The 17,792-nt window shown below is 39.7% G+C and carries 16 protein-coding genes; 10 read left to right on the plus strand and 6 right to left on the minus strand.

Annotation, left to right across the window (positions count from 1 at the left end; all coding sequences use genetic code 11):
* Positions 1–222: 222 nt before the first annotated feature.
* Together ACN222_RS00950 and ACN222_RS00955 are read left to right on the plus strand one after the other, a co-directional pair.
* Positions 223–1,203 carry an ABC transporter ATP-binding protein gene (locus tag ACN222_RS00950; protein ID WP_044520518.1) on the plus strand — a complete coding sequence of 327 codons (981 nt, stop codon included), beginning with the start codon at positions 223–225 and terminating at the stop codon, positions 1,201–1,203.
* Between the two features lie 15 nt (positions 1,204–1,218).
* A complete protein-coding gene (locus tag ACN222_RS00955; RefSeq protein ID WP_010994368.1) occupies positions 1,219–2,007 on the plus strand; it encodes an ABC transporter permease in 789 nt (262 codons plus the stop codon).
* 126 nt (positions 2,008–2,133) lie between these two features.
* On the opposite strand, the gene ACN222_RS00960 is transcribed toward ACN222_RS00955, so the two are convergent.
* Together ACN222_RS00960 and ACN222_RS00965 are read right to left on the minus strand one after the other, a co-directional pair.
* On the minus strand, positions 2,134–3,795 hold the full coding sequence (locus tag ACN222_RS00960) for a serine/threonine-protein kinase (RefSeq protein ID WP_010994369.1): 1,662 nt from the start codon (positions 3,793–3,795) through the stop codon (positions 2,134–2,136).
* 102 nt (positions 3,796–3,897) lie between these two features.
* Positions 3,898–4,752 carry an alpha/beta fold hydrolase gene (locus ACN222_RS00965; protein WP_044520520.1) on the minus strand — a complete coding sequence of 285 codons (855 nt, stop codon included), beginning with the start codon at positions 4,750–4,752 and terminating at the stop codon, positions 3,898–3,900.
* A 414-nt stretch (positions 4,753–5,166) separates the two neighbouring features.
* On the opposite strand from ACN222_RS00965, the gene ACN222_RS00970 reads away from it, so the two are divergent.
* Positions 5,167–5,748 (plus strand): hypothetical protein, encoded by a 582-nt coding sequence (locus tag ACN222_RS00970; RefSeq protein ID WP_010994371.1) that lies wholly within the window; start codon positions 5,167–5,169, stop codon positions 5,746–5,748.
* A gap of 87 nt (positions 5,749–5,835) precedes the next feature.
* Here the strand turns inward: ACN222_RS00970 and ACN222_RS00975 are convergent, their stop codons facing one another.
* Positions 5,836–6,189 carry a Spx/MgsR family RNA polymerase-binding regulatory protein gene (locus tag ACN222_RS00975; protein WP_010994372.1) on the minus strand — a complete coding sequence of 118 codons (354 nt, stop codon included), beginning with the start codon at positions 6,187–6,189 and terminating at the stop codon, positions 5,836–5,838.
* A 291-nt stretch (positions 6,190–6,480) separates the two neighbouring features.
* Between ACN222_RS00975 and ACN222_RS00980 the strand changes: the two genes are divergently transcribed.
* Positions 6,481–7,812 (plus strand): hypothetical protein, encoded by a 1,332-nt coding sequence (locus tag ACN222_RS00980; protein WP_010994373.1) that lies wholly within the window; start codon positions 6,481–6,483, stop codon positions 7,810–7,812.
* 155 nt (positions 7,813–7,967) lie between these two features.
* Here the strand turns inward: ACN222_RS00980 and ACN222_RS00985 are convergent, their stop codons facing one another.
* Positions 7,968–8,894 (minus strand): lysylphosphatidylglycerol synthase transmembrane domain-containing protein, encoded by a 927-nt coding sequence (locus ACN222_RS00985; RefSeq protein ID WP_044520521.1) that lies wholly within the window; start codon positions 8,892–8,894, stop codon positions 7,968–7,970.
* Positions 8,895–9,400: 506 nt separating this feature from the next.
* Between ACN222_RS00985 and ACN222_RS00990 the strand changes: the two genes are divergently transcribed.
* Together ACN222_RS00990 and ACN222_RS00995 are read left to right on the plus strand one after the other, a co-directional pair.
* On the plus strand, positions 9,401–9,967 hold the full coding sequence (locus ACN222_RS00990) for a DUF6658 family protein (RefSeq protein ID WP_010994375.1): 567 nt from the start codon (positions 9,401–9,403) through the stop codon (positions 9,965–9,967).
* Between the two features lie 56 nt (positions 9,968–10,023).
* Positions 10,024–10,557, plus strand: a complete 534-nt coding sequence (locus ACN222_RS00995) for a hypothetical protein (protein WP_010994376.1) — start codon at positions 10,024–10,026, stop codon at positions 10,555–10,557.
* Between the two features lie 149 nt (positions 10,558–10,706).
* On the opposite strand, the gene larC is transcribed toward ACN222_RS00995, so the two are convergent.
* The gene (gene larC / locus ACN222_RS01000; RefSeq protein ID WP_010994377.1) at positions 10,707–11,987 is read right to left on the minus strand and encodes a nickel pincer cofactor biosynthesis protein LarC; all 1,281 of its coding nucleotides are present in this window, start codon (positions 11,985–11,987) and stop codon (positions 10,707–10,709) included.
* A gap of 261 nt (positions 11,988–12,248) precedes the next feature.
* Here larC and ACN222_RS01005 point away from each other — a divergent pair, with 261 nt between their 5' ends.
* The 3 genes from ACN222_RS01005 (at position 12,249) to ACN222_RS01015 (ending at position 15,243) form a co-directional block, all read left to right on the plus strand.
* Positions 12,249–12,908, plus strand: coding sequence for an L-threonylcarbamoyladenylate synthase (locus ACN222_RS01005; RefSeq protein WP_010994378.1), 660 nt, complete (start codon positions 12,249–12,251; stop codon positions 12,906–12,908).
* 372 nt (positions 12,909–13,280) lie between these two features.
* Positions 13,281–14,495, plus strand: coding sequence for a HetZ-related protein (locus tag ACN222_RS01010; protein ID WP_010994379.1), 1,215 nt, complete (start codon positions 13,281–13,283; stop codon positions 14,493–14,495).
* Between the two features lie 268 nt (positions 14,496–14,763).
* Entirely contained in the window at positions 14,764–15,243 is a 480-nt protein-coding gene (locus tag ACN222_RS01015; RefSeq protein WP_044520524.1) for a PD-(D/E)XK nuclease superfamily protein, read from the plus strand.
* Positions 15,244–15,364: 121 nt separating this feature from the next.
* On the opposite strand, the gene ACN222_RS01020 is transcribed toward ACN222_RS01015, so the two are convergent.
* A complete protein-coding gene (locus tag ACN222_RS01020; RefSeq protein ID WP_010994381.1) occupies positions 15,365–15,547 on the minus strand; it encodes a hypothetical protein in 183 nt (60 codons plus the stop codon).
* Positions 15,548–15,616: 69 nt separating this feature from the next.
* On the opposite strand from ACN222_RS01020, the gene recQ reads away from it, so the two are divergent.
* Complete coding sequence (gene recQ, locus ACN222_RS01025; RefSeq protein WP_010994382.1) at positions 15,617–17,773, plus strand: DNA helicase RecQ; 2,157 nt, start codon at positions 15,617–15,619, stop codon at positions 17,771–17,773.
* The last annotated feature ends 19 nt before the right edge of the window (positions 17,774–17,792 follow it).

A 17,792-nucleotide genomic window follows, 5' to 3' on the forward strand; every position in this document is an offset into this window, starting at 1 on the left:
TTTTTTTTAACGCAGCGAAAAGTTCTGTTCGTGTAGCGTCTCCGTCAGGAGAAGGAGGGTTTCCCTTCGTAGGAACGCCACTTGCTACAAGCCGGGGAACCCGTCCAACGCAGTGGCTGAACTTTTCAAGACAGAGGGGCGCAGAATGTGTCTAAATAATCTCATTTAGTATGAAAAACATTTAGTATTATTGTTTGCTGCCTCCTAGATTTTTAGAGGTATATGTCAATCATTATTGCCGAAAATCTCAGTAAATCCTATCCAGTAGCAGTGAAAGAGCCAGGAATTGGGGGTACAGTTAATCACCTTTTCCGTCGCACCTACCGTTCAATACAGGCTGTTCAGGATGTTTCTTTTGAAATTGCACCCGGTGAAGTAGTTGGGTTTTTGGGGCCTAATGGTGCTGGTAAAACTACTACACTGAAGATGTTGACAGGCTTGATACATCCTTCTCATGGTGTAGTGAAAGTAGCTGGCCATGTTCCTTTTCTGCGCCAAGAAGCATTTTTACAAAAAATCACCCTGGTAATGGGACAAAAGCAACAACTTCTGTGGGACTTACCAGCACTGGATTCTTTGAGAATTAACGCTGCTGTTTATGACATTTCAGACAAGGAATTTCAGCGTCGGGTAGGGGAATTAACAGAGATGCTGTCCTTGGAAGGTAAGCTGACTCAACCAGTGCGGAAACTTTCTTTGGGTGAACGCATGAAAGCCGAACTTTTGGCAGCGCTGTTACACCGTCCTCATGTATTGTTTTTAGATGAACCAACGCTAGGTTTAGATGTCAACGCTCAAGTTGCGGTACGTGATTTTTTACGCGAGTACAATCAACGTTATCAAGCTACAGTGTTGTTAACCAGTCATTACATGGCTGATATCACAGCTTTATGTGAACGGGTGCTGTTGATTCACCAAGGAAAGCTCATGTATGACGGTAGCTTAGATGGACTACTAGAAAGTTTTGCTCCTTACCGAGAAGTTCGTGTAGAGTTAGCCCAAGCTCTACCTTTAGAAACACTCAAATCTTATGGTGATGTGCAACTTTTAGAAGGGCGCGCGGTATGCTTTATAGTGCAGCAAGAGGTGCTGACGCGCACAGTATCAAAGATTTTAACAGATTTAGAAGTAATAGATTTAACGGTAACTGAGCCACCTGTTGAGGAAGTGATAGGGCGAGTTTTTCAGGCGGGAGTTGTTTAAATAATTCAAAAGTGAATGAAAAAAACTATTAGAAAAGCACTGACTCTGCTGACAGTTTACTACGCTTATATGGTGGAGTATCGGGCAGAACTAATCCTATGGGTCTTGTCTGGTTCTTTGCCAATTATTCTGATGGGTGCTTGGATAAAGGCGGCGCAAGGTGGAACCTTTGGTTTATCGCCTGTGGATTTTGCCCGTTACTTTCTCACTGTGTTTGTGGTGAGACAAATATCTATTGTCTGGGTAATTTGGGAGTTTGAAAAAGAAGTAGTAGAAGGTAAATTATCGCCTAAATTATTACAGCCATTAGATCCAGTATGGCATCACGTTGCATCCCATCTTTCAGAAAGGGTTGCTCGCATACCTTTTGCAATACTACTGATAGGATTATTTTTTCTTCTGTATCCTCAGGCGCTGTGGTTTCCAACTGTCAGTCAATTATTGTTATTTACAGTAGCTGTAACGTTGGCTTTTGTACTGCGGTTTGTAATTCAATATACCTTTGCCATGTTTGCCTTTTGGACGGAAAGGGCTAATGCTATAGAAAATTTTTGGTTTTTATTTTATTTATTTTTATCAGGATTAATTGCACCTTTAGATGTGTTTCCTGAACCAGTCAAAGCAATAGTATTATTTACACCTTTTCCCTATTTAATCAATTTTCCCGCTAGTTTGTTGGTAGGGCTACCTGTAGATATAGCACGAGGATTTTTGTCACTAGTAGCTTGGATATTCATATTTTGGGTGGCAAATCGTTTGTTGTGGCGTGCAGGATTGAAAAAATATTCAGGAATGGGAGCGTAAATTTACTATCCAAAATTGCTGTGTTTTTTTTGTCTATTTTATGAGTGAGATTAATTAAAGATTGGTGGTAATATTTGCTTTATTAGTATTAGATGAATAGAGGCGATCGCCTAAACTTAAACTACATTATAATTTACTAGGTATTGTCTTAAATTTCTCTACAGAACCTAAGGAATAATCATTTAATTGAAAATCTCCAAAAGGCTTGCTTTCTAACCTATCTCGCAAAGCTTCATCTATAACTACGGCTTTAGATTGTCTTTTTAAGCCTATAATAATTACACTTCTTTGGTATGCAGTTAAATCCCGATTACTTTGACAACTACTGCCTTGAAATTTTCCTAAGTTTAATAATCGATAGTTTTTAACACTTGGGCTATTTTGAAATATTCTTTTAACTAAATTTTGTAGCTGTTGGGAGCGTTCAAAAGCTTTACGTTGTGCTAATGATAAACTACCTTCACAGGAAGCAGTACCTACAGAGATAATCTCTTCAGGATTTTCCATAATTTCCTGGATACCTTCTTGTTCTAAACGCAATTTTAAAACATCTAGACTAATTACTCTGTCATTATTTGTAATCTGAAAATTGCTACCTGAAAGCCATTTATATTCTATTGATAAAACAGCGATATTAAATTTTGCTACTCTTCCTTGACTATCTTTACCTGTTTCATAAGGGAAGTAGGCAATCTTGCCTTTTCTCTGTGGTGACTGGCCTGGTGGTGGTAATAAAGTAAATCTTGGATAACCTATCATAAAGGCAACTAAACTCAGTAATCCAACTGAAACTATGAGGGCTGCACAAAATGCGATTAAAGGTACTTTATTAAAGCTTTTTGTGGGTGATTGTAAAGGCAGATGAGATTTTAGTTGAGTTTGCTGTTCGCTATAGGGAATTTCGTCCCGATTAACTTGTTGTTTAATATCTCTAAGACGCTGCAAAATTCCCTGGGTATTGGTTGGACGATTTTTTGATTCTGGTGCTATTAACCAATCGATGAAATTCAATAAAGATGGTGAAATTTGTTTGGTATGGTTACGCCATTGCAATAAATTTTGATGGACATCATACATATCTAACGGGTGTTTCCCTGTTAATAAAAAGACGAAGGTGCGCCCCAAGCTGAAGAAATCTGATTGTGGTGTAGCTTGTCCACTCATTTGTTCTGGCGCGCTGTAACCAGATAATAAAGTGGGTGTGGCGGTTCCATTGGGATAAGTCTTAGCTGTACCAAAATGAATTAAAACTAATTTTCCATCAGGTCGGAGCAGGATATTTGATGGCTTAATATCTAGGTGCAGGTAGAGTTTACCATGCACTAAATCTAAAATTTCTGCCAACTGTATCAACCAAGTTATGGCTTGTGCTTGGGAAATCGGCTGATTTTGTTGCTGTTGTAACCACTCCTCCAAGTTTGTCCCCGTAATTTTCTCCATGACAATGCAGTGCAGAATTCCACCATTTCTGGTTTGATGCTGAAAATAGCTATCAACTTTAGGAATTCCCGAATGATTTAGCTGTCCTAAGACGACTGCTTCTTGGCGAAATAACTCTACTGCTTTATGGTCGCTGGAGAGATTGGGTTTGAGTATCTTGAGGATTTTACCTGTGTTTTCTTCATAGGCTTCATAAACTGTGGCGAAGCCGGTTGTATCACTTAATAATTTCTTTACCCGATAACGCCCTAGCAATTCCAACTGTGAACCACAACTTTGACAAAAGCGATTTTTGTCATTATGGGGGTGGTTAGAGTTGGGGCAAACTGGATTGATACAAAGGCTCATGATTAAGAAAGTCAGTAGTCGATAGTCAAAAGAGTAAAATGAGCCTTGGCGATGACTGTGGCGTTGCTAGCACGGCTTATTTTATCCTTCTGTTCCTATCTATCAATCATGAGACTTATTTTCCTGACATTCTGCTAAGAATGCTGCTATTGTCTGATTAAAAGCTTGTGATGCGGTTAAAAAAGGCCAATGATTGCCGGGAATTTGGCACAGACGGAAATTTTTGAGGTAAGTTTTGTAAGGTTTGATTTGCCATTCGAGGCGGTTAAGTCCCTGTTCTGACTGGACAAACAGGGCGGGAGTGTCTAAGGGGATGGTGAAACCAGGTACGCTCAATACTGCGTCAAAAATGCCGTCACGGGCGGCTATTGTAAATTTACTCCCCCAACTACCATCGGGTTTTTGTTCGAGTCCCCCTTGAAAGACTTGCTGTTGTAAAGGACTCCAACCTTGGAACTGGTTTAATTGCTGCGCTTCTTGTTCGGCTTGTTCGTAGCTGGTGAAAGGCCCCATCGCTTTGAGAAAGGATAAAAAGCGGTAAAGCAGAGGAAAGGTAAGGCGGAAGAGGTCGGGCATTTTCCAAATAAAAATGGGGTCAACTAGCACCATACTCCGTAGACGTTGCGGGTTTTGTCTTGCCCAAATGACTGCTAATTTACCTGTCCATGAATGGCTGACAATATGAGCTGATGACCAGCCTAGATGATTCATCAAAGCTTCTAAATCAGCGATCGCACTCTCAAAGCTATAATCTTTATCTGGCTTGCTACTTTCGCCATGACCCCGCATATCTGGCGCTACTATGTGATATCTTGCCGCTAAATCATCCCCTAAGCTAGACCAGACTAAAGCATGGTCGCCTAAACCATGTAACAGCAGCAAGGGTTCTTTACCTTGATTCCACTCCAAGTAAGACAGTTGGATATCAGATTTTGATAAGGTTTGGCGTACAGGCATCGTCTTCAGTAATTCACAATTCACAATATTCAGCAGTAAACAGTGCTTAATAACTGATAAACAAGCGCTGTTACGGGTACTTTACGAAAATCAATACCAGAAATGCAAGCAGTGGCGATGCTAGCTGAACAAGGGCGTAGGGTTAGTGCGTAAGTCCTACCCTACACCCCTACACTGTGTCCTCATTTCTCAAAAGAAGTGTTATCTATGCCTGTCTATGGGGAATCATAATACAAGAGCAACTTTCAGTATTACCTAATACCATTAGCAAATACTTATTCCAAAAGATTTTCTTAGTTATATCTTTTGATGGATTACCAATAAATCAAAAATAAATTAATTGTTTTTTAGCTATTCTATACTTCCCTCTCTAGGTACTTATATTGAAGCCCTAATATTTGGTATTCTACTGATATGGCAATAATTAAGCAAAATTTTTCAGATAATCCATTAGATTCCTCCGAATTATTAGATCACAAAAATATTGAAGCGCAGAGAATGCAAGACGTTCAGCTTTTGCTGCAAAACTTATCTGAAAGTGAAGAAGCAACGATTAAGCTGATTTTAGATTGCCTCTATGATATCGGTTCAGTCAACTTGATTAATCAAAGGTTTCGCTATCGACCTTTTAACCGAGTAGTTAAATTAATTGCTCGGCTGTCTAAACCTATATTTAGAGTCTATGGTTGGCATTGGTTTAAGAAAAACTGCCCTCAATTAATTGCTAATTGGTTGCACTCCCAAGTAGCCTTTGAGTATGTGGTAAATACACCTCAACAAATAGCGCTTGAAGTCTCGGCAATTCAACAGCATCAGGCATTGCCATTAGATAATTACAGTCTTGAGGTGAAGGCTTTACGCAATCAAATAAGATGGCTAACGGGAATTACTATAGTCTCGTTGTCAACTTTGGGAATAGTATTCACTATATTTAACAGTAACCCACAGATACTATTACGAAATAGACCACAATTTCAACCAACAATCTGCCGATAGATATTATATATAAAAACAGTTATTTAATTTGACATGATATGAAGTGATGATATGAGAATAAAAATTAAAAATAAATGGCTTACTTTATTAAAATCCTAATTTTTCCCGAATTATTTTCTCATCCCTAAAACCTACCGCTACGGCTATCCCATCCTTAACGAACAGAGGACGTTTAAGTAGCATGGCATCTTTAGCAAATTCTTCAATCCATTGTTCATCAGTCCAGTTCTTTTTTTCTTCACCCAAAGCGCGGTAGGATTGACCGGAAGTATTACGCATTGGTGTAGAACTTAAAGATTTTACCCAGTTTTGGATATGCTCACGCGTTGGTGGATTTTCTTTGGTATTAATAAATTCATAGTCAACCTTATGGGCTTGAAGCCAGTTAAAAGTTTTCTTACAAGTGCCACAATTTGGTATTCCGTAGACTTGAATAGACATAATACAAGTTTCTCGACAACTTCATGATATCTAAATATATACATAGATGGTGCAACTTCTAACAGCCTCTACTTTGAATGTGATAATTCATACAACAGCAATTTTAAGTATTATTTATTAACAGTGATTACCACTAGGTATTGACCGAGGAAAATTGAACAGTTGATAAGCTACACCGTAAATTTACTAAAACTCTGTAAAAAAATTAAGATAGCTTGATTGATACTAGGGGGTATCAAGGGTAAGCTATTAATAATAAAGTTGAAAAAATATTTGGTCTTGATAAATTCCATGACCACCAATAGTTTGCCTAGTATTTTAGGAAATCAACATACTGTTAAGCCAAATTCTCTAGAGCCGAGTTTACAAGCTTTACAAGAAAGTCTTTATAACTTCTTAATACAACTTGTAAATATATATCCCCCAGAGGAGGCTTTAAAGGAATTTAAACAGTTATTCATTCATTGTTTGGAGTCTGGTAATTTTTCTGCTGTGCCAGTTATCCAGAAGATGATTATGTTTGATAATGAAGAAGAGTTTCGTTACACGCTCAAACGCTCTTGCTACATTTTAATTAATAATTGGGCGGCTAAAAGGAAACATAAGTATATTCATGAATTAATTAGTTTATTTACTGAATTACCAGTAAATAACTTACTAATATATAGTTGCCCAGAACTAATTACATATCAGCTATGGCTGGAGAACTTTGCTCATAGTCAAGATTATCAAGAACTCAAAAAGTTTAATTATACAAATACTAGTAAAAGTCAAACGCACTGGAGCGATCGCTATGCTAATTATCTCTTAGTTGCCCAATCAGTAGATCCTGATAAACCTCAGGAACAACAAGAGGCAGCAAGCAAACTCTCCAGGCAAATGAAGGACAAGTATAAGTTTGAGCTAGCAATGTATATTGCTCGTTCTCAGTCTACTGCTTCTAGTCCAACACGCTATCATAACCCTAGCATTTTTGGGGATGAGGTTTTGCGTCTCATCAAAATGATTGTAGTGAAAAAAGGAAAATTCAGCTATGAGAACATTGCCCATATATTCCTCAAGCAAACTGAAAATCAAACGCTGAAGCAGTTTAAACAAAGTATCCATAAATATTTGTTTTTTTCTGTGGGCAATCAAGCGATCGCAGAAATTATCAGTCAAATTTTGACAGAAAAACTGTCCCTATGGAAGGTAGAGAAAGATGAGGTAACTTTAAGTAAAGATTTATTGTTAAGGGTTTGTAATCGATTAATTGATTTTCTGACTACAGAAAATCGCCAGGAGCCTTCGGAGTTATTTACTTTATTACTTTCTCATGGACATCCTTTAACTTTAGTAGTTATTCTCCTGAAGATTATCTGTATTTGTAAAAGCACCCGTAGCCATTTAGAGAGCCGGATTGCAGATTTAATTAATTTTTATAAAGATAAATCAGAGGAGGAATGTAAATGGCTAATTCAGTTCATTGAGTTTTATAATATTACCTTCGCAATTTATGCAGAAAACGTAGAGTATAACTTGCTGAAGATGGTAGAAGATGAAGCGTCTGGTAATTCGCACACAAATTTGGATACTTATCGTGTATTTTCCCAAGTGAAAGCAGACGCAAATATACCTGATTAAATTAGGACTTACCTACTCGGATTGTTTGTTGAGGCTGGATATAGGGGTGTAAGGGTTTTCAACATTTATACCCCGACACCTTCTCCAAACCCTTGATTTTTCGTTTTCATGGGTAAGTCCCATAAATTATATTTGCTAATTTCTATTGGTAAAATTTAGGACTTAGCAAGATTTTCATCCAGGGAAGCCAAAACAGCACCAGCAGTTTCCGCAATAATACTAATCAGACGATATAAAGCGATCGCACTAATCACCGCCGCCGAGGGAAAGCGGTTTTGCAAAAGGGCGATCGCTGTTGCTTCAAATACACCCAAACCCCCAGGCGCACCCGGAACGACAAACCCTAACAACCAAGCAAAACTAAAAGCACCCAATAAAAGGGGAATTTGACTCATATTCAAGGGCATCAAAGCAAACAGGGTCAGGATAAATCCTATCCCGCGTATCACCAAAAATCCCAACTCACCTAATAATGGTCGTAAGGGATAGCGTTCAATACTAAAAGCCGCAGTTGGTTGGGTATCTGATTTTTTGGCTTTCAATTTGTACAACAAGCTGATAACTGGATTCAAAAATCGGGGATGTACCCCAGCTAGTATTATTATTAAACTCAATAACTGTAAAATCCGTAGTATTAAGCTATTACTACTAACTGCGAATCGGCTGCCAAACATGACTACAATTATTAAAGCCGCAGCAGCCATGAGTAAAGGTTCCAACAACACACTTAGAGTAGCTGCACCAGTGGTAACGTTGGCGTTTTTCAACGCCATAATTCGCCGATAATGATGCCAAACATTACCTGGTAAATACTTGGCAATATTGGTTTTGAGATACACCTGTATCAACTCAGTAGTTGGTACTGATTGATTTAAGTCTTGCAAAATCCAAGTCCAGATCCAACCACCCCAAGTATGGGCTAGTAAAGTGATACCTGTGGCGATCGCTAAAATTGCCCAACCAACTTCATTAATGCGGATAGCTGTCACTTCTAACCAGTTATCCTTGAGGGCTTTGGCTAAAAAAATCAGCGTTGCGCCTAAAATTACCCAACGTAAAATTTGCTTCAATTTTATCTTCATTGGACAGCGAAAACACCCAAATCTGAATATTTCAGATTTTATGCTAAATCAGCTACAAGCCATCATTATTATGGCAAATTTCCTCCCAAAGTAAAATATGGTTTTTTTATGAGTATTCATATCAGATATTTATTATTCTAGATTAGTTTAATTAAGTATATTTTTATGGATTAGCTAATGATTAAACATAATAAAAACTAGAATTTAATATCTTACTTAAGATTGAAATAAATATCTAGAATATTTAATTGACTAATCAAGTTACAGAAATTTCAATAGGAGCAATAATATTGCGATATGTTAAGCCCTATCTCTCTGTAGTTAGATAAATATGACACATTATCGCTCAAATTAATGTGACTTACGCTAGATGGAAATATGTTTTTAAATCTCTAACATTGATAACTGTTGGTTAAATGATTAGTCAACTCGAAAAACAACAAAATTTTCGCTTGCTGCAAAAAATGTTAAGCGATAAATTTCGTGATTGATCAAAGGAGGAACTAGTGAACAGTTTAATGAATGTATGGGAAAGGCTGCGACTACGCCAGATTTTAACTGTATTTTTGGCTGGTATATTGTTAATAATTAGTACTGCTTGTAGCCAAGGTAATCCTCAAGGGGCAAATCCTCAGAACCCTGCTGTACAAGCTGGTGGTGCGAATAATCCTTATAAAAATGGTGGAGATAAATACGTCAATTCTAGATTCTCCACGGATCCTAATATCACTAACCCAGAAACTAAAAAAAGACGTGATCAAGCTAATTTACCAATTAGTTCACAACTACTGATTGCTGCTAATAGAGAATCAGAACTACTTTACCCTGGTGCTGAAACACCAGCAGGTAGAGTCAAAAAAGAGGCGGAACTGCCAATCATTCGAGAAGAAGACTTCCAGCACCCTGAACCAGGTGGCTTGATTCAGAATGAGCCAAATGTAGGAACTCGCATTCAAGAGCGACTGGAAACTGTTAAAGAATCAGTACAAGAGGCTTCTAAATTTATCCAAGATAAGGCAGATGAAGCCAGTTCTAGACCTGAATTACAAAAAAATCCTGCTGTTGGTAGATAGGAATTTTTTCCGCCATTCAAAGTTTAATTGAGTCACAAAAAACAAGGAGTCGCATTATGAAAAAAGTCATTAATTGGCTGAAGAATATTCGTCCTCTGAAAATTGCCACAGTTTTTGTATTAGGATTTTTCCTATTGTTTACCCAATCTTGTTCCTCTAAAGGAATTGCCACACAGCCACCACAGCAAAAGGCTGAATCAGCTTATATCGAAAGATACGACCCCACAAAAGAATATCCGCTCAACGCTCCCAAGGGCGGAATGAATAACTTTAGCGACGTAGATCCCAGAGGCGAATTTGGGGAAAAAACAGCCGAAACTAAAGCTAAAGCTCTGCGAGACAATGCTAAGAGAAACGTTGATGAAAAAGGCATTGACAGCACAGAGCAATATGCTCGCAATTATCGCCAAGGCACACCTTTTGGAGAAAGAGTGAAGAACTTGGGCGAGGACATCGGTAGTTCTGCTGAAGAAGTACGGGAAGGCGTTGTTAAAGGGACTCAGCGCGGTCTAGAAAATATCAAAGATAATACCCAGAATGCTGGTGAGGATTTGGTCAAAAAAGGAAAGCAAACCACTGGAAACGATTAATTCATTTTGCTTTGCGTGTCAGTTGTCAGTTGTTGAGAGAATCTGGTCTAATACCTCAACCAGCAAGTGGAGTGGTTTTTACATATCTTTGCCACTAACTACTGACCACTGACTACTGACAAAACTCCACCCACAAAGGGATGGAGTTTTTATTTTGAATTTTGAATTGATTCATACCAACCCTGTAACGCCAGTTGCTGAATTTCCCGCCAGGGAATTTTGTGTTTGCGGGCTAATTCTGCACAGTCTTCATATTCTGGCTGGACGTTGGTGATCACTTTTTCCGGTGATTGTCCGTGCCATGCTATTTTAATTCGCACTGTGCCATATTTCGTTTGTATTGGTTTAAATTCCCGTTGTAAGACGGCGCGTTGCTGGGTAGTCCGGCGGATTCCCAAAGTGGTAGTTTCGCAAAATAGCACTGCTTCACAATCATTTAGAGTTTCTGGATGACAAATCACAGTTAGTAGAATCCCTGGACGGGATTTTTTCATGCCTATCGGTTGAGTGAAGACATCAAGCGCACCAACGGCGAACAATTGTTCAAAGACATAACCGATCGCTTGTGGATTTAAATCATCAATTTGAGTTTCCAGTACAGAGATTGTCTCTAGGGTTGGGCTATTAGCAGCAGAATCCGTGATATTTGCCTGTAAATTAGCACTTTCGCCCAGCCAGAGCCGTAGTATATTAGGTATAGGTAGATTAATCGTGCCTGCTCCCAATCCTACCTGTTTGATGGTCATGGGTGGCGGCGCTCCAAATTCTTTGACTAGGGTCGTGGCGATCGCTGCTCCTGTTGGTGTCACCAATTCCCGGTCAATACCGTTGCTATAAACTGGACAACCCCGCATTTCCCATAACTTCAAAACTGCTGGTACTGGTACTGCCATTTGTCCGTGGGCCGCGCGTACAGTTCCCCCACCAGTGGGAAAGGCTGAACAATAAAGCAGTGGGAATCCTGCGTTATCACTAGCAATACCCAACCAATCTAAACCCAAGCAAGTACCAACGATGTCTACAATCGCATCCACCGCACCTACTTCATGAAAATGAACCTTTTCCGGAGCAATCCCATGCACAGACCCTTCAGCTACCGCTAATTGCCGAAATACAGCCAAACTCCAAGCCTCAGCCCTTGGTGGTAAACCTGCTTGCAAAATCATTTGCTCAATTTCTGGCAAGTGTCGTCCGTGGTGATGATGTTCGTGGTCATGGTGATGATGATCAAGTAAATCTACATGAACCTTGGTTGCCTCCTGACCATTCCGTTGCACCTTTTCCGCCCTTAACTTATATTCCTCAGCAATACCCAAGTTATTGAGTTTTTCTGTTAGATATGCAACCGGAACACCCAGGCTAACTAAGGTTCCCAGGCACATATCACCAGAAATGCCTGTCGGACATTGAAGGTAAGCAATTTTGTTCATAAAGATAATTCGTAATTTTTAATTTCTAATTCGTAATTAACACTGATAACTAAGTATTACGCATTGTTAAGTACGAACTCTCGTGATTTGCCCGTAAAAATATGTATCTACAGTTTAAGCAATTGCTTCTTTATGTAAATATGTGCAACGCTTAATTTTACATAAATGTCGATAGATCAGAAACAGGCGGAAAACTTACTGAAAGATTCCTCCCCTAAGTCCCTAGTCCCCAATCTTCAACATTCAGTAACCCAAACTTTTATGGCAAAAATTATCGCTGTCCATCCTGATAATCCCCAGAGTCGCAGAATAGAGGAAATAAGGTCAGCGCTTTCCAGTGGCGCGGTGATGCTTTATCCAACTGATACGGTTTATGCGATCGGTTGTGATTTAAATGTCAAGTCTGCGGTGGAAAGAGTGCGGCAAATCAAGCAATTAGCAAACGATAAACCACTGACATTTCTATGTCCTTCACTGTCTAATGTAGCTACTTATGCCTTTGTCAGTGATACAGCTTATCGAATTATGAAGCGACTAATACCAGGAACTTACACATTTTTGTTACCTGCAACTAAGTTAGTACCAAGATTAGTCCAAAGTCCCAAGCGTAAAACTACTGGAATTCGCGTACCAAATCATACTGTATGTTTAGCCTTACTTGAAGCCTTGGGGAATCCGATTATTTCCACTTCAGCACACATCCCGCCAGATGAGGCAGGTAACGGGAAAGTCGGGATAATTTCAGAATCGATTACCTCAATGGTAGAGCTATTTGACCGCGTGGATAAATTAGTTGATGTGATTGTAGACACTGGACAGGAACCAACTTACGATGTGTCTACAATTGTTGATTTGACGGGAGATGAGCCAATGATTACGAGACAAGGATTAGGCTGGGAAGCGGTAACAGCGTGGGTATAAACAAAGAACTTCACCGCCTTTCTTGTCAGTTGCGGAATAGCCCAGCAAAATGCCTCCAGTTTCGTGAGCGTCATAACTTAGAGTTCTGCTAGTGGATCTGATGAAATAGAAGTATTTCTAGATACATTAAGGTTTTTAGCAATTTGGCAGGCAAAGCGAATATGGGTGTGTTAACCTCGATCTGGTTGCGAGTGAAAAAAGCGACACACGACCTTCTCTGTAACTTTTTTCAATTGCGTACAGTCTTAATATATGAGCGGTGCTTGTATTAGGTCTTGATGGATGAATGGTCAAAGATTCTCCAGTAAAGCCTGTTTTCAGGTACTGTTTGTGCATTCTACTTAAGGTGCAAGACCAAACCCAGGAAAATACATGAAAGTAAACCTTGCAAATCTACCAATCTCTACATCTGCTTTTGTTGGCAACATCGTCACTGAGGAATTACCGGCTACAGATGCTTTGATGCAGTTTTTATCCCAAGAAATGCAGGCTCAAGTCAAAGCATCCTCAAAGTGTGTACAAGCCGTAGTTCAACGTATGGCCAAGGAAGTAAACCGGATATGCGATAAAAGCTCTCGCATTCAAACATCTGGTGAAGTTCACTCTTGGCAATTAACTCTGGCTCGTCATCGTTTGCAAAAATGCCTACATTACTATCAATTAGGTTCTCAACGAGGACGGGTAGAATTACATAGTAGTCTAGGCGCTATGGTTTACCGTCATGTGACGATCGCCGGTTCAGATTTAGGGTTTGATGGACGTTACAGTTTAATTGAAGATTTTCTCCAAGCATTTTACATTGAAGCGATCAAAGCTTTTCGTCGGGAAAATGAACTGGCTGAAGATTACACGCCACGCACTCAACTGCAACTAGCAGAATATATGGCGTTTACCGAACAGTATGCCAAGCGCCGAATTAATTTACCCGGTGGCAATAATCAACAATTAGTTATTTTACGCGCCCAAGGTTTTGCTCGTCGTCAGCCCCAAGAGACAACAGTAGATATTGAAATGGCGGTGGAATCTGCTAGAAGTGAGGAAGCTGAATCTTACCAGCGTAACTCGGCGGTGCAACAAATCCGCTCCCAGATGATTGCCCAAACTAATTTTGACCCTTCAGAAGAATCAGAACGCGATCGCATCATTGCTGAATTAATTAAATACCTAGAATCCCAAGGTCAATCCGACTGCATCGATTACCTCACACTCAAGCTGCAAGACCTCTCAGCACCAGAAATTGACCAAATTCTCGGACTGACCAGCCGTCAACGCGATTATCTACAACAGCGTTTTAAATATCATGTGCAGAAGTTTGCTAAACAACACCAATGGCAATTAGTCCACCAATGGTTAGGCGCAGGTTTAGAACAGAAATTGGGTTTATCTGCCCAGCAATGGAACACTTTAATGGGTACACTCTCGTTACCACAACAACAACTTCTGCAATTAAAGTTGGCTAGACATAGTGATCAGGCGATCGCTAAAACCCTCAAATGTACCCCCAAGCAATTACAAAAACGCTGGACTGAATTGCTAGATACCGCGTGGGCTATCCGCAACGGTAATACTGAAGTCCAAGCAGGCTAAATCATTAGATTTTATCGGTTGGTTAGACAAGTTATTACCAAGATTTTCTGCAAATCCTACTGCATAACTAACATTACAATTCTTCTCTCTTTAGCTCTTAGTCTTAATTTTTGATCACATCATCCTATGATTTATTTAGTACAATTGCACTAAAAATTAACTTCATCAAATATCAATTGAAAATTCATATTAAGTAATCGATCATTTGCGACTGGTTCCATGAAATCCTGAAATGAGCATGGTTGATGCAAAATGATGGGTGATAAACATGACTCCGGGTGCAAAAGCGAATCAGTCAGGCAGGATTTTAGAAACTAATGTAGAAGCAATACTAACTGCCTATGAGTACTTTCAAATCGGCACTCATGTCACAAAAGAATATTTACTCAACGCTAGTTTATTAAAAAAACGCTACGCTAAACAAGTTTATATTGGTAATGGAGTATATCAAACATCACTAAAAGTTGATTTCTATGTTGTGGGCTTGCCTCTCAATCCATCAGAATTAATTATTGAGTGTAAATGGCAAGAAAGTGGTGGCTCCGTTGATGAAAAATTTCCTTATTTAAATTTGAATATTCAACAATATTATCCAGCACCGACAATTGTGGTGATTGGTGGTGAAGGTATGAGGGAAGGGGCGATTAAATGGTTACGGCAACAAGTAAATTTTAACCATAATCTCCTAGCAGTACATACCCTAGATAGATTTATTGCCTGGGCTAATAAAACTGTTGGCGTTGCATAATACAAAAATGCACGAAGTCAAGTCGCTTCTCTACGAGACGCTATGCGTTGAGCGTTGGCGCAGCCTCTCCGACAGGAGAAGCTATGCCGCAGGCTTTACGCTCCAATTCAAAATTCAAAATTCAAAATTCAAAATTAAAGACAGTTAGTGTCAGATTGTTGGCGTAGCCTTCCCGCAGGGTACTCACCACTAATTTAAAACCTCCCTTACGGGTTCGCCAGGCTCCCCCTTGGGCTGTCTTTAATGCGCGAATTTTGTTGGCGTAGCTTTGCCGTAGGCTATTTTTAATTTTGAATTGATTCATTCGCCATTGTTAAAATCTTGTTATCCTCAGTAAACACCCACGCAGAACGCAATCAAAAAAGCGATCGCTATGCTTCAGTATCCCAATCTCGAACAGGCGCTAAAATATCACTTCGGTTACGATAACTTTCGTCCCGGACAACGGCAAATAATTGAAGATGCGCTGCAAAATCGAGATTTAATGGTAGTGATGCCTACGGGTGGAGGAAAGTCGTTGTGCTTTCAGTTACCTGCACTAATGAAGCAGGGTTTAACTGTGGTGGTATCACCGTTGATTGCTTTGATGCAAGACCAAGTGGAAGCACTACGTAATAATAATATCTCTGCCACCTTCCTCAATAGTAGTTTGAATGCGTATCAGGTGCGATCGCGTGAGGAAGCAATTCTCAATGGTAAGGTAAGATTACTTTACGTCGCCCCAGAACGTCTCCTCAGTGAAAGATTTCTGCCATTTCTCGATTTGGTCAAAGAAAAAGTGGGGATATCTATCTTTGCAATTGATGAAGCCCATTGTGTGTCTGAGTGGGGGCATGATTTCCGTCCAGAATATCGCCAGTTAAAATCCCTACGCAAGCGTTACCCCAATGTTCCCGTCCTTGCCCTTACCGCCACAGCCACAGACCGCGTGCGTGCTGATATCATCCAACAACTGGGATTAAAGCAACCAAGTATTCACCTTGCCAGTTTTAATCGCCAAAATCTTTATTATGAAGTCCGCCCCAAAAGTAAACAAGCTTACGCTGAATTATTAGAATTAATTCGAGATAATGAAGGTTCAACTATTATTTATTGTTTAACTCGAAAAAAGGTTGAGGAACTAACATTTAAACTGCAAAAAGATAAGATTTCGGCTTTGTCTTATCATGCCGGATTACCTGATGATGAGCGTAGCAAAAACCAAACGCGGTTTATTCGGGATGATGTGCGGGTAATGGTGGCAACAATCGCCTTTGGCATGGGTATTAATAAGCCAGATGTGCGGTTGGTTGTACATTTTGATATTCCGCGAAATTTAGAGAGTTACTATCAAGAATCAGGTAGGGCTGGCAGAGATGGGGAAGCATCACGCTGTACAATATTTTTTAGTTTTGGTGATATTAAAACCATTGAATGGAGTATTGAGCAAAAAACAGACCCTCAAGAACAGTTAATTGCCAAACAACAACTGCGGCAGATGATAGATTACGCTGAGGGGACAGACTGTCGGCGGACAATTCAACTAGGTTATTTTGGTGAAAGGTTTCCGGGTAATTGTGGTAACTGTGATAATTGCCGTTATCCCAAACCGATGCAAGATTGGACAATTGAAGCGATGAAGTTCCTATCTTGCGTAGCGCGTTGTAAAGAAAGGTTTGGGATGCTACACATAATTGATGTGTTGCGAGGGGCAAAAAAAGACAAAATTATTCAATATGAACACGATAAACTTTCCACCTATGGGATTGGCAAAGATAGAACGGTGGATGAGTGGCGGACTTTAGGAAGATCACTTTTACATCAAGGTTTACTGGAACAAACTAGCGACGGTTACTCAGTTTTAAAATTAAACGCCCTCAGTTGGGAAGTGATGAAGCGACAACGCCAAGTGTTCCTTTCTGTTCCTGTGGCGCAAAAGCTGAGTTTGATACAGGAGAGTCCCAAATTTGAAGAAGCAGAAGCATTATTACACAGATTGCGATCGCTACGTAAACAACTTGCTGATGAACAGTCTGTACCGCCTTACGTCGTCTTCCACGATTCCACATTAAAATTAATGGTACAGGTGCAACCCCAAAACTTACTCGAATTCTCTAAACTCTCTGGCGTTGGTAGTCACAAATTAGCCCAATATGGTGAGAAATTCATTGCCGAAATTCGCGCCTACCGTCAAGAAAAAAATCCTCAAGAGAAACCAGTTAATCTTGCACCTACAGCCAGTGTAGTTTCCGATAGCGAAATACAGACATTACAATTACATCAACAAGGCTTGAGTATTGCCGAAATAGCCCGCAAACGCAAACTCAGCCCAGCAACAATTTCCACCCATTTAGGTAAACTGATTGAGAAAAATCAGCCAGTCGATTTAAACCAACTCGTTCCTTTAGAACATCAACAGAAAATTTGGCAAGTGCTAGAAGTGCTTGGCGATATAGCTTTAACACCCATTAAAGAACAGTTAGGTGAAAGCTATACTTTTGAAGAAATTCGCTTAGTCAGAGAAAAATGGCGGCGACAAAACAAAAAGTAAGCTATTATCCTCTCCCACT

This window comes from Anabaena sp. FACHB-595 (assembly GCF_048568275.1).
In the GTDB taxonomy this organism is placed as follows: Bacteria; Cyanobacteriota; Cyanobacteriia; order Cyanobacteriales; family Nostocaceae; genus Trichormus.

Coding starts and splice junctions, on each gene's coding strand:
- ACN222_RS00950 (WP_044520518.1), top strand. CDS start 223: ATGTCAATCATTATTGCCGAAAATCTCAGTAAATCCTATCCAGTAGCA.
- ACN222_RS00955 (WP_010994368.1), top strand. CDS start 1,219: ATGAAAAAAACTATTAGAAAAGCACTGACTCTGCTGACAGTTTACTAC.
- ACN222_RS00960 (WP_010994369.1), bottom strand. CDS start 3,795: ATGAGCCTTTGTATCAATCCAGTTTGCCCCAACTCTAACCACCCCCAT.
- ACN222_RS00965 (WP_044520520.1), bottom strand. CDS start 4,752: ATGCCTGTACGCCAAACCTTATCAAAATCTGATATCCAACTGTCTTAC.
- ACN222_RS00970 (WP_010994371.1), top strand. CDS start 5,167: ATGGCAATAATTAAGCAAAATTTTTCAGATAATCCATTAGATTCCTCC.
- ACN222_RS00975 (WP_010994372.1), bottom strand. CDS start 6,189: ATGTCTATTCAAGTCTACGGAATACCAAATTGTGGCACTTGTAAGAAA.
- ACN222_RS00980 (WP_010994373.1), top strand. CDS start 6,481: ATGACCACCAATAGTTTGCCTAGTATTTTAGGAAATCAACATACTGTT.
- ACN222_RS00985 (WP_044520521.1), bottom strand. CDS start 8,894: ATGAAGATAAAATTGAAGCAAATTTTACGTTGGGTAATTTTAGGCGCA.
- ACN222_RS00995 (WP_010994376.1), top strand. CDS start 10,024: ATGAAAAAAGTCATTAATTGGCTGAAGAATATTCGTCCTCTGAAAATT.
- larC (WP_010994377.1), bottom strand. CDS start 11,987: ATGAACAAAATTGCTTACCTTCAATGTCCGACAGGCATTTCTGGTGAT.
- ACN222_RS01005 (WP_010994378.1), top strand. CDS start 12,249: ATGGCAAAAATTATCGCTGTCCATCCTGATAATCCCCAGAGTCGCAGA.
- ACN222_RS01010 (WP_010994379.1), top strand. CDS start 13,281: ATGAAAGTAAACCTTGCAAATCTACCAATCTCTACATCTGCTTTTGTT.
- ACN222_RS01015 (WP_044520524.1), top strand. CDS start 14,764: ATGACTCCGGGTGCAAAAGCGAATCAGTCAGGCAGGATTTTAGAAACT.
- ACN222_RS01020 (WP_010994381.1), bottom strand. CDS start 15,547: ATGAATCAATTCAAAATTAAAAATAGCCTACGGCAAAGCTACGCCAAC.
- recQ (WP_010994382.1), top strand. CDS start 15,617: ATGCTTCAGTATCCCAATCTCGAACAGGCGCTAAAATATCACTTCGGT.